11 protein-coding genes and 1 tRNA gene are annotated in these 10,635 nt (G+C 64.9%); 6 read left to right on the top strand and 6 right to left on the bottom strand.

Features of this window, described 5'->3' with window-relative positions; all coding sequences use genetic code 11:
• Positions 1–2: 2 nt before the first annotated feature.
• The 4 genes from BMX99_RS12980 to BMX99_RS12965 all read right to left on the bottom strand — a co-directional run bounded on the left by BMX99_RS12980 (position 3) and on the right by BMX99_RS12965 (position 3,320).
• Positions 3–224, bottom strand: coding sequence for a DUF4287 domain-containing protein (locus BMX99_RS12980; protein ID WP_093452458.1), 222 nt, complete (start codon positions 222–224; stop codon positions 3–5).
• A gap of 91 nt (positions 225–315) precedes the next feature.
• Positions 316–1,836 carry a formate dehydrogenase beta subunit gene (locus BMX99_RS12975; protein ID WP_093453317.1) on the bottom strand — a complete coding sequence of 507 codons (1,521 nt, stop codon included), beginning with the start codon at positions 1,834–1,836 and terminating at the stop codon, positions 316–318.
• Between the two features lie 8 nt (positions 1,837–1,844).
• Positions 1,845–2,339 (bottom strand): formate dehydrogenase subunit gamma, encoded by a 495-nt coding sequence (locus tag BMX99_RS12970; protein ID WP_409371778.1) that lies wholly within the window; start codon positions 2,337–2,339, stop codon positions 1,845–1,847.
• 87 nt (positions 2,340–2,426) lie between these two features.
• A complete protein-coding gene (locus BMX99_RS12965; protein ID WP_093452454.1) occupies positions 2,427–3,320 on the bottom strand; it encodes a LysR family transcriptional regulator in 894 nt (297 codons plus the stop codon).
• Positions 3,321–3,586: 266 nt separating this feature from the next.
• On the opposite strand from BMX99_RS12965, the gene BMX99_RS12960 reads away from it, so the two are divergent.
• The 3 genes from BMX99_RS12960 (at position 3,587) to BMX99_RS12950 (ending at position 5,723) form a co-directional block, all read left to right on the top strand.
• Positions 3,587–3,663: transfer RNA gene (locus BMX99_RS12960), tRNA-Arg, on the top strand.
• Positions 3,664–4,083: 420 nt separating this feature from the next.
• Positions 4,084–4,308, top strand: a complete 225-nt coding sequence (locus tag BMX99_RS12955) for a hypothetical protein (protein WP_093452451.1) — start codon at positions 4,084–4,086, stop codon at positions 4,306–4,308.
• A gap of 212 nt (positions 4,309–4,520) precedes the next feature.
• On the top strand, positions 4,521–5,723 hold the full coding sequence (locus tag BMX99_RS12950; RefSeq protein WP_093452448.1) for an aminopeptidase P family protein: 1,203 nt from the start codon (positions 4,521–4,523) through the stop codon (positions 5,721–5,723).
• Between the two features lie 57 nt (positions 5,724–5,780).
• On the opposite strand, the gene BMX99_RS12945 is transcribed toward BMX99_RS12950, so the two are convergent.
• Positions 5,781–7,016 (bottom strand): urate hydroxylase PuuD, encoded by a 1,236-nt coding sequence (locus BMX99_RS12945; protein WP_093452445.1) that lies wholly within the window; start codon positions 7,014–7,016, stop codon positions 5,781–5,783.
• Between the two features lie 111 nt (positions 7,017–7,127).
• Between BMX99_RS12945 and BMX99_RS12940 the strand changes: the two genes are divergently transcribed.
• Positions 7,128–8,093 (top strand): LysR family transcriptional regulator, encoded by a 966-nt coding sequence (locus tag BMX99_RS12940; RefSeq protein WP_093452443.1) that lies wholly within the window; start codon positions 7,128–7,130, stop codon positions 8,091–8,093.
• 6 nt (positions 8,094–8,099) lie between these two features.
• Here the strand turns inward: BMX99_RS12940 and uraH are convergent, their stop codons facing one another.
• Positions 8,100–8,456, bottom strand: coding sequence for a hydroxyisourate hydrolase (gene uraH, locus BMX99_RS12935; RefSeq protein ID WP_093452441.1), 357 nt, complete (start codon positions 8,454–8,456; stop codon positions 8,100–8,102).
• Positions 8,457–8,639: 183 nt separating this feature from the next.
• On the opposite strand from uraH, the gene puuE reads away from it, so the two are divergent.
• The gene (gene puuE / locus BMX99_RS12930) at positions 8,640–10,049 is read left to right on the top strand and encodes an allantoinase PuuE (RefSeq protein ID WP_244525535.1); all 1,410 of its coding nucleotides are present in this window, start codon (positions 8,640–8,642) and stop codon (positions 10,047–10,049) included.
• On the top strand, positions 10,046–10,531 hold the full coding sequence (locus BMX99_RS12925; protein ID WP_093452435.1) for an ureidoglycolate lyase: 486 nt from the start codon (positions 10,046–10,048) through the stop codon (positions 10,529–10,531). The genes puuE and BMX99_RS12925 overlap by 4 nt, the downstream gene beginning before the upstream one ends.
• Positions 10,532–10,635 lie beyond the last annotated feature (104 nt).

Here is a 10,635-nt window from a genome sequence, read left to right as displayed (position 1 = left end):
GCTTAGTCCTTTGCCTTCAGGCGGGCGAGTTCATGGGCGACGATGGCATTGGCATGGCCATGGCCCAGCCCGTGGTCGGTTTTCAGCAGGGTGACGATCTGCATGTGTTTCAGCGCCGCATTGGCGCGGACGATCGAGAGCCAGTGGTCGATGGGCTGGCCATACTTTGCCTCGATCGAGGGGAAGTAGGAGGCGGGGCCTTTGACAGGGGGCGTTTTGGTCATCGCGCGCCCTTCGGCTGGGCTGGGAGGGGGCGCTGCCCCCGCTGCCGTTGGCAGCCACCCGGGATATTTCCGGCAAGAGGATGGGGGCGGGTCATTCTGCGGCCTCTCTGGTTGCGCCGAAGTCCTGCGGGAAGAGGCGAAGGGCGGACAGGACCGGGTAGGGGGTGAAGCCGCCGAGCGCGCAGAGCGAGCCGGAGGTCATCGTGTCGCAGAGATCGGTGAGCAGGTCGGTGGCGGCGGTATCGCCGGCGCGGATGCGGTCGATGGTTTCGACGCCGCGCACCGCGCCGATCCGGCAGGGGGTGCATTTGCCGCAGCTTTCCACGGCGCAGAACTCCATGGCGAAGCGGGCCAGGGTGCCCATGTCGGCGGTGTCGTCGAAGACGGTGATGCCGGCATGGCCGATCAGCCCGCCCGCCTGGTCGAAGTCCTCATAGCCGAAGGGCGTGTCGAACTGGTGCGGCGCGAAATAGGCCCCGAGAGGGCCGCCGACCTGCACCGCCTTGACCGGACGCCCCGAGGCCGTGCCGCCGCCGATGTCGTTGACCAGATCGCCCAGGGGCAGGCCGAAGGCGGTCTCAAAGAGGCCGCCGTGGCGCACGTTGCCGGCGATCTGGATCGGCATGGTGCCGCGTGACCGGCCAAGGCCGAAGTCGGCGTAATGCTGCGCGCCCTTTTCGAAGATCACCGGGATCGTCGCCAGCGACAGGACGTTGTTCACCACCGTGGGCTTGCCGAAGGCCCCTTCGAGCGCGGGCAGGGGCGGCTTGGCCCGGACCACGCCGCGCTTGCCTTCGAGAGAGTTGAGGAGCGAGGTTTCCTCGCCACAGACATAGGCACCGGCACCGACGCGGACCTCCATGTCAAAGGCATGGGAAGAGCCCAGCAGGGAATGGCCCAGCAGCCCGTGTTCGCGGGCGATCCGTATCGCCCGGTCCATCACGGCGATGGCGTCGGGATATTCCGAGCGGATGTAGACGAAGCCCTTGGTGGCATGGGTGGCGAGGCCGGCGATCGCCATGCCCTCGATCAGCGAAAGGGGGTCGCCCTCCATGATCATGCGGTCGGCAAAGGTGCCGCTGTCGCCTTCGTCGGCGTTGCAGACGATGTATTTCTGATCGGCCTGTGCCTGGCGGACCGTGTCCCACTTGATACCCGTGGGGAAGCCCGCGCCGCCGCGGCCGCGCAGGCCGGAGGTTTTTGTTTCCTCGACGATTTCGGCGGCGGTCATTTCCAGGGCGCGGCGCAGGCCGGTCAACCCGCCGTGGGCGATGTAGTCGTCCATCGACAAGGGATCGGTGATGCCGCAGCGGGCGAAGGTCAGGCGAGTTTGGCGGGCGAGGAAGGGGATATCCTCGGTCGGGCCCAGGTTCGGGGCGGTGCCATCCAGCAGCGCGTCGATCTGATCGGCGGTGACGGGACCATGGGCGATGCGCGGACCGCCGTCGCGCGAGATCTCGACCAGGGGTTCCAGCCAGATCATGCCGCGGCTGCCGGTGCGGACCAGGCGGATGTCGATGCCGCGGGCCGCGGCGCGGTCCTGCAGGGCGCGGGCGATGTCGTCGGCCCCAAGCGCCTTGGCCGCGCTGTCGAGGGATACATAGATGGTCAGGGGATGGGTCATGCCTGGACCTCCAGTGCGGCGGTGATCCGAGGGGCGTCGGCCCGGCCCAGCACCTTGCCGTCGATCATCGCGGCGGGGCCACAGGCGCAGAGGCCAAGGCAATAGACCGGCTCGATCGTCAGGCGGCCGTCCTGGGTGGTGCCGAAGGCGTCGAGGCCGAAGTGCGCCAGCACCTGCTGGATGGTGGCATCGGCACCGACCGACTGGCAGGCCTCGGCCCGGCAGAGCTTCAGCACGTGGCGACCGGCAGGGGCAGAGCGGAAGTCATGGTAGAAGCTGACGACGCCATGCACCTCGGCCCGGGTCAGGTTCAGCGCCTCGGCGATCAGGGGCAGGGCAGTGTCTGGGATATGGTCAAAGCGCGCCTGAAGCCCGTGCAGGATCGGCAACAGCGGGCCGTCGCGGTGCTTTTCTGCCGCGATGACGTCGCGGATATCGTCATCCGTGGGGGCGGCCCGGGCGGGGCGCATCGGTGGCTGGGTGGTCTGCATCTGGCGTCCGATCTGAAAGGTCCTGCGAGCGTGCCAGCCTACCATGGGTAAATCAATATCGCAGATCCGTCGGCTGATAGGGGTTTTCTATGATGCGTTCCGGGGCGCGATGTCCTTGGCTGTCTGCATCAGCGCGGCAAGGACAGGGGTGTGGGGTTCCTGAAATTCGGTCACCAGGCCGACGCGATGGCTTAGCGCAGCCCCGGCGATCGGCACGGCCACGGTGGCCCGGCCCGCCACCAGGAAGTCTGCCATGTCGCTGGGTAGGATCGTGACCCATCCGCCGCGCGCCACGGTCGCCGCCAGAACCACCGTCGAATTGCTTTCAATCGTTGCCATAGGCGTAACCCCGGCCTCGTGGAAATTGCGGTTGATGATCCGGCGGTTCTGCATGTCGGGCGTCAGCAGGCAGAGGTTCTGCGCGCCGAGATCGCCCCAGGTGACCTGATCGCGCCCGGCCAGGGGGTGATCGCGGTGACAGACCAGGTGATAGGCCTCGGTGTAAAGCTGCACTGTGGACACCCGGCCAAGGGGTTCGTTGTCCAGATAGGTCAGGCCTGCGTCGATTTCGAGATTGTCCAGCAATGTCTTGATGTTCTGCGACGTGGTCGAGGTGATCTGAAAGCTGACACCCGGGTGTTTCACCGTCATCTCGGCGGCCAGGTGCGAAGCCCAGGTCAACGCCGTGGGGATCACGCCCAGGCGGATCTTGCCGGTCAGCCCGTCGCGTTTCGCCCGCATCTCGTCGCGCAGACGGCGGCTGTCGCCGACGATGCGCCGGGCCATGACAAGGGCGCGCTGGCCCTCGGGTGTCAGCCCGCCGAAGCGGGATCCGCGTTCCACCAGCTTGACGCCCAGGTGATCCTCAAGCTGCTTGATCCCGGCGGACAGGGTCGGCTGCGTGATGCCAAGCGCCTCGGCCGCGCGGCCAAAGTGGCGTTCCTGGGCGAGGGCGATGAGCATCTCGAGTTTGGCGATCATGGCAGGCCTTGGCTTGTGATAGGAAATTCTTATCAAGCTCGGCAGAGTTGATCTATTGAATTCGATGATCTGTCAGGGGCGGCGGGCGATAACTGCTTGGTGCCGGAAGCGTGACGGCATCGTGACGCGGCTGTGTTCGGGTCTTTGCCCGCGGCGCGGTCCTGAAGGCGGGGCCGCGCAGGGCCCGCGCGTCAAAGGGGAACCGCGCCGCCCCTGCGGATTTCCGATTGCGGGCCCCGCCGCGATGTCCTATAGCCGCCCAAGCGGCACCCATAGCTCAGCTGGATAGAGCGCTGCCCTCCGAAGGCAGAGGTCTGAGGTTCGAATCCTCATGGGTGCGCCATTTCCTTAGATTAAGATGATCGGTCGAAGGCGGTTGCGCGTTTGGATCTGGTCGGTGTCTGCCGCTTTCAGCGCCTTGGCGGGGCGACGGTGGTGGCCAAAAGGGCCGCCATGCGCGCTGGTCACGAAAAAACTTTCCACGGGTGATACCTGCGCCGAAGCGGCGAAATGGGATGTTTGCGCGGGGCGTGGCACCCGCCAAAATGCTAGTCGTAGTGCGCCGGGAAGACCCTTGGCATGAAGGCGGATCGTGGCCGGAAAGGTCCCGGAAAATCGGTCCAAAATCGCGCTGATCAAGTGATCTAAATGACTATAGGAATTACCGCTATCCCATTGGTTGTAAGGCGTTTATTCCAAAAATTACCACTTGAAAACCCCTCTTTCCACCCTGACGATCAAAGCCCGCTTTCGGAGGTGTGCGATGGCAGTGATTCAGAATGGGTTTGTGCAACTGGGCTTTTCCAGGTTTCCGGCGGAATTCAAGGCGACGAGGTTGGGGGGCATCCTGTTTGCCTCGAAAGATCAGCTGAAGGCCTGCGCGGCGGCCGGGGCGGGAAAGATCCTGCTGTCCGGGGACCGCGCGCTTGAAGTCGTCTTTGACGAATTCTCGGAGGACTGGCCCTATCTGAGGTTCAAGCTGACCTGACCAAGCGGCGCACCGGAGAAAGCGCATGGCACGGCATTCCCCGTCTTGCCGGGCGCAGGGAAACCGGGCAGTCTGCGTCCAGGGCAGGCGATGGCGTCGCCAGCGCGGATGCGCGCCCGATCACCCATCCTGAACGCCGGGGTCTTGCTTTTCGCGAACCGCAGAAAGGGGACCCGCCCCGCTGTGGTCGCGCCACAAGGAGGAATGTTCCGATGGACCGTCCCGATTTCTACCGTTTCCACCAGGGCGACCGCGTCTTGCCCTTTGCGCCCGAGGAATACGATGCCCGCCTGGCCGGGCTGCGTGCCGCGATGGAGGACGCCGGCGTCGAGGCCTGCGTTTTCACCTCGATGCACAATATCGCCTATTACTCGGGGTTTCTGTATTGTGCCTTCGGGCGGCCCTACGGGCTTGTCGTGACCGCAAGCGAAAGCGTCACCATCAGCGCTGGCATCGACGCGGCGCAGCCCTGGCGGCGCTGTCACGGCGACAACATCACCTATACCGACTGGCAGCGGAACAACTTCTGGCGGGCCGTGGCCTCGGTCACCGGGCAGGGGGCGGTCGTGGGGATCGAGGGCGATCACCTGACGCTGGTGCAGCGTGACCTGCTGGAAGATTTCCTGAACCCCGCCGTGACGCTGGATGTGGCCCCGGCGACGATGAATCAGCGCATGCACAAATCGCCGGCGGAACTGGCGCTGATCCGGCAGGGGGCGCAGGTGGCGGATGTGGGCGGCTATGCCATCCGCGACGCGATCCGGGCGGGGGCGCGGGAAATCGACGTGGCCATGGCCGGGCGCGATGCGATGGAGCTGGAGATCGCCAAGCGCTTTCCCGACGCGGAATATCGCGACACCTGGGTCTGGTTCCAGTCGGGCATCAACACAGACGGCGCGCATAATCCGGTGACGGCGCGGGTGCTGCAACGGGGCGATATCCTGTCGCTGAACACTTTCCCGATGATCTCGGGCTATTACACGGCGCTGGAACGGACGCTCTTCGTGCAAGAGGTCGACCCCGCCAGCCTGAAGATCTGGGAGGCAAACGTCGCCGCCCATGAATACGGCATGAGCCTGCTGAAACCCGGTGTCTCCTGCGCCGAGGTGACCGGGGCGATCAACAGTTTCTTCGAGGAGCGGGACCTGCTGCAATACCGCACCTTCGGCTATGGCCATTCCTTCGGGGTGCTATCGCATTACTACGGCCGCGAAGCCGGGCTTGAGCTGCGCGAGGACATCGACACGGTGTTGGAGCCGGGGATGGTGATCTCGATGGAGCCGATGCTGACGATCCCCGAGGGCACGCCGGGCGCAGGCGGCTACCGGGAACATGACATCCTGATCATCACTGAAGACGGGAACGAGAACATCACCGGATACCCCTATGGGCCCGGGTTCAACGTCGTCGGCTAGAGCTTTCGGTTAGGACGAAAAACCGCCGGCGGGGTCACCTGGCCGGCGGTGCGTGGTTCAGCGGGTGGCGCGGGCCTCTTGCACCCAGGCGATGATCGTGCGGCGCGCCTCGGGGTCCATCTGGATCGCATTGGGCGGCGGCATGGCGTGGCTTAGCCCCGCCTGCACATAGATCTGATCGGCATGGCGCGCCACATCGCCCGGCGTCTCAAGATAGACGCCCTTGGGGGCCCATTGCATGTTGCCCCATACCGGTTCGCGGGCATGGCACATGGAACAATTGCCAACCACGCTGTCATAGGCGTCGCCAAAGCTGGGCAGGGCGGCCAGGCGTTCTTCCTGGGCGGTCAGGGGGCGGGCCTCGGCCTCTTCCCAGGTTTCACTGGGGCGCGCAGTCGACAGCCAGGCAATCACGAACATCAGAAGGACGGTGACGCCCCAGGTCCAGTGCGGGCCGCTGCCGGTGCGGTGCATGGTGTTGAAGTAATGCCGGATCGTCACCCCCGTCAGGAAGATCAGCGAGGCGATGATCCAGGAATATTCCGTGGCGAAGGCCAGCGGATAATGGTTCGACAGCATCAGGAAGACGACCGGCAGCGTCAGGTAATTGTTGTGGGTCGACCGCACCTTGGCGATCTTGCCATACTTCGCGTCCGGGGTCCGGCCTGCCTTCAGATCGGCCACCACGATGCGCTGGTTCGGCATGATCTGGAAGAAGACATTGGCGGTCATGATGGTGGCGGTGAAGGCCCCCAGGTGCAGCAGCGCGGCACGGCCGGTGAAGATCTGGTTGTAGCCCCAGGACATGACCACCAGCATGACAAACAGCAGCAGCATCAGCAGGGTCGGCTGTTCGGACAGTCTGGATTTGCACAGCCAATCATAGATCAGCCAGCCGATGGTCAGTGACCCGCCCGAGATCAGGATGCCTTGCCACAGGCTCAGTTCGGCCTTGGTGGGGTCCAGCAGGAACAGCTCTCCTCCGACCCAGTAGACGATCATCAAAAGCGCGGCGCCGGACAGCCAGGTCGTGTAGCTTTGCCATTTGTGCCAGGTCAGATGTTCCGGCATCCGCGCGGGGGCCACCATATATTTCACGGTGTGATAGAAGCCGCCGCCGTGAACCTCCCATTCCTCGCCATGGGCACCATCGGGCAGGGCGCGGTTGGGTTTCAGCATCAGGTCCAGCGCGATGAAGTAGAAGGACGCGCCGATCCAGGCCATGGCGGTGACGACATGAAGCCAGCGGACGGAAAAGGCGATCCAGTCCCAGAGAATGGCAAGATCATACATGGCGGGTCCTTGTTTGCTGGCGTGTCGGGGTGGTGTGGCCACAGTCTAGGCCTGACCCATTTGTTTTGCTATTGCTGTGAAAGTTCAAGCAGCATCAAAAATATCCGAAGAATGTCCTATCTCGACAATATCCGCACCTTCGTTCGTGTCTATGAATTGGGCAGCATGTCCGCCGCCGGGCGTGATTTGCGGATCTCTCCGGCGGTGACGTCATCGCGGATTTCCCAGCTTGAGGATCACCTGGGCGTGCGGCTGTTTCAGCGCACCACCCGCAGCCTGACGCCGACGGAACAGGGCCAGACCTTCTATCGTGGCGCGACCGAGATCCTGGCCACCGTCGAAACCGCCGAGGCGCAGATCGCCAATATCACCGAGAACCTGCGCGGATCGCTGTATGTGGCGGCCCCCCTGGGCGTCGGGCGGCGGCTGATTGCGCCGCTGGTGCCGCAGTTCCTGGCCGATTACCCCGAGGTCAGCCTGCGTCTGCGCCTGACGGACCGGAAGGTCGACCTGACGACGGAAGGACTGGACCTGGCGTTCTTCCTGGGCCAGCCCGAGGACAGCAACCTGCGCATCCGAAAGATCGCGGATGTCGATCGGGTGCTTTGCGCCGCGCCCGACTATGTAGCCCGGCGGGGGATGCCCCGGGATGGCGACGATCTGGTAGCGGGCGGGCATGAATGCCTGTCGCTGCGCTTTCCGGGAGCGACGGAATTCCAGTGGCGGCTGCAGACGCCAGAGGGGCCGAAACGCTTCCGCGTCGCGGGGCGCTACGAATCCGACGATGGCGATGTGCTGACCGACTGGGCGCTGTCGGGGCAGGGCGTGGTGATGAAACCCGTGTTCGAGGTCGCCGACCACCTGGCCGAGGGGCGGCTGATCCCCGTGGCCCAGGCCACCCCGCCCGAACCGATCCAGATGGCCTGTTTGTACACGCATCGGCGCCGGCAGGATCCCAAGACCCGGCTGTTCATGGAATTCGTGACCGACCGGATCGCGGATCAGGTGCGGGGTCAAGTCGGGGGCCAGACAGGAGGCAAGGCTGGGGACCAGATCGGTGCCGGAGCCGCTGGTTAGGCCCGCTCAGCTGCCGCGATAGGTGCTCATCCCGTAGGGGGACAGCAGCAGGGGCACGTGGTAATGCGCCTCGGGATCGGCCATGCCAAAGCGGATCGGCACCTGGTCAAGGAACAGGATCTCTCCGTCCGCCTGGCCACTTTCGCGCAGGTAGTCGCCGGCGAAGAAGATCAGCTCATAGGTGCCGGGTTTGAATTTGTCCGCTGGCAGGATCGGCGCATCGGTGCGGCCGTCGGCATTGGTGACCGTCTCGGCGATCTTCTTGTGGGAATTGCCGCTGACGCGGTACAGCGCGATCTTGATGCCCTGCGCCGGGCAGCCCCGGGCGGTGTCCAGAACATGGGTCGTGAGATATCCGGTCATCTTGATCTTGCTCCTGTGTCCGGCCCGAATGGCGCGTCTTTTTTAACCTTAGCCGTGGTCTTCCTTCTGGGCCAATCCCAGGAATTAGACAAAGCCGGTCTGCCAGAAGGCTGTTTATCGTTTTTTTTGAAAAACCGCCGGCATTTTCTGGTTTAATTGTCGGGACAAGAAAAGGACTTCCAGGTGACACGCTACCCCCGAGATATGACCGGATACGGCAACCGCATGCCCCAGGCCGCCTGGCCGAACGGGGCCAAGATCGCCGTCCAGATCGTGCTGAACTATGAAGAGGGCGGGGAAAACAACATCCTGCATGGCGATGCCGCGTCCGAGGCGTTCCTGTCCGAGATCACCGGCGCCCAGCCCTGGCCCGGTCAGCGGCACTGGAACATGGAAACCATCTATGAATACGGGTCGCGGGCCGGGTTCTGGCGGGTGCATGACCTGCTGAAGAATCTACCGGTCACCGTCTATGGCGTGGCCACCGCGCTGGCCCGCGCGCCGCAGCAGCTGGCCGCGATGAAGGCCGCAGGATGGGAGATCGCCAGCCACGGGCTGAAATGGGTCGAACACAAGGACATGGACGCCGAGGAAGAGCGCGCCCAGATCCGCGAGGCGATCCGCCTGCACACCGAGGTCGTGGGCACCCCGCCGCGCGGCTGGTACACCGGGCGCTGTTCGATGAACACCGTCGCCCTGGTGGCGGAAGAGGGCGATTTCGCCTATATCGCAGACAGTTACGCCGATGATCTGCCCTATTGGGTCGAAGCGGGGGGCAAGGATCAGCTGATCGTGCCCTATACGATGGACTGCAACGACATGCGCTTTGCGATCCAGGCCGGCTTTACCGACGGCCAGCAGTTCGAGGGCTATCTGAAAGACAGTTTCGACATGCTTTATGCCGAAGGGGTCGCGGGGGCGCCCAAGATGCTGTCGATCGGCTTGCATTGCCGTCTGGCGGGGCGTCCGGGCCGAGCCCTGGCGCTGAAGCGGGCCCTGGAGCATATGGCGGGGCACGATGGTGTCTGGTTCGCCACGCGCGAAGAGATCGCGGATCACTGGGCCAAGGTGCATCCGCCCGTGCATATCCAGCGTCCGTCGCAGATGAGCCGCGCGGACTTCGTCGCGGCCTACGGCGGCATTTTCGAACATTCCCCCTGGATCGCCGAGGGCGCGCATGGGCTGGAGCTTGGACCGACCCATGACAATGCCGCCGGGGTGCATAATGCGCTGGCGCGGGTCTTCCGGTCCGCCAGCGAGGATCAGCGCCTGGGCGTGCTGCGCGCGCACCCGGATCTGGCGGGGAAACTGGCCGCGGCGGGGCGTCTGACGGCGGACTCGACGGCGGAACAGGCGGGCGCGGGGCTGGACCTGCTGACCGACGCGGAACGCGCAACGTTCACCGATCTGAACACCCGCTACACCGAAAAGCACGGCTTTCCCTTCATCATCGCGGTAAAGGACAACACCAAGGCCAGCATCCTTGCGGCCTTCCAGCGCCGCATCGACAACGACCGCGCGACCGAGTTCGCAGAGGCCTGCCGCCAGGTCGAACGCATCGCCGAACTGCGCCTGATCGAGAAATTCGGATGAGCCGCGAGATCCGCATCCAGCCGCTGACGGCGCAGGCCTTTGCCCCCTTTGGCGATGTGCTGTCCGTCGCGGGCGATCCGGACAAGATGATCAACGCGGGCCTTTGCGGGCGCTATCACGACCGGGCGCAGATGGCGTTTGACGGCGGCCGCGCCGGGATCAGCCTGTTTCAGGCCCAGCTGCGGGCGCTGCCGCACAGTCTGGATCTGGTGGAACGCCACCCCGAGGGCAGCCAGGCCTTCCTGCCGATGAGCATGGATCCCTTCCTGGTCATCGTCGCCCCCGATCAGGGCGGCGTGCCGGGGCTGCCCCTGGCCTTCCTGACCCAGCCGGGGCAGGGCGTGAACTATCATCGCGGCACCTGGCACGGGGTGCTGACGCCGCTGTCGGGGCCAGGGCTGTTCGCCGTGGTCGACCGGATCGGTCCGGGTGCCAACCTGGAAGAGCATTTTTTCGACACGCCCTATCAGGTGGTGGACTAGCGCCGCCGCGCTCAGGGCGTGCCCGCCGCGAAAGGGGCAGGCGGAGGATATCGGCAGGGCTCGACCCTGCCTGGTCGGCCCGGGTTCTGCACGCAGGTCCGCGC

This window comes from Pseudooceanicola nitratireducens (genome assembly GCF_900109195.1).
In the GTDB taxonomy this organism is placed as follows: domain Bacteria; phylum Pseudomonadota; class Alphaproteobacteria; order Rhodobacterales; family Rhodobacteraceae; genus Pseudooceanicola; species Pseudooceanicola nitratireducens.
Note: the sequence above shows the minus strand (reverse complement) of the source record. Positions and strands in the feature narration are given on the sequence as shown.

Coding starts and splice junctions, on each gene's coding strand:
- BMX99_RS12980 (WP_093452458.1), bottom strand. CDS start 224: ATGACCAAAACGCCCCCTGTCAAAGGCCCCGCCTCCTACTTCCCCTCG.
- BMX99_RS12970 (WP_409371778.1), bottom strand. CDS start 2,339: ATGCAGACCACCCAGCCACCGATGCGCCCCGCCCGGGCCGCCCCCACG.
- BMX99_RS12965 (WP_093452454.1), bottom strand. CDS start 3,320: ATGATCGCCAAACTCGAGATGCTCATCGCCCTCGCCCAGGAACGCCAC.
- BMX99_RS12955 (WP_093452451.1), top strand. CDS start 4,084: ATGGCAGTGATTCAGAATGGGTTTGTGCAACTGGGCTTTTCCAGGTTT.
- BMX99_RS12950 (WP_093452448.1), top strand. CDS start 4,521: ATGGACCGTCCCGATTTCTACCGTTTCCACCAGGGCGACCGCGTCTTG.
- BMX99_RS12945 (WP_093452445.1), bottom strand. CDS start 7,016: ATGTATGATCTTGCCATTCTCTGGGACTGGATCGCCTTTTCCGTCCGC.
- BMX99_RS12940 (WP_093452443.1), top strand. CDS start 7,128: ATGTCCTATCTCGACAATATCCGCACCTTCGTTCGTGTCTATGAATTG.
- uraH (WP_093452441.1), bottom strand. CDS start 8,456: ATGACCGGATATCTCACGACCCATGTTCTGGACACCGCCCGGGGCTGC.
- BMX99_RS12925 (WP_093452435.1), top strand. CDS start 10,046: ATGAGCCGCGAGATCCGCATCCAGCCGCTGACGGCGCAGGCCTTTGCC.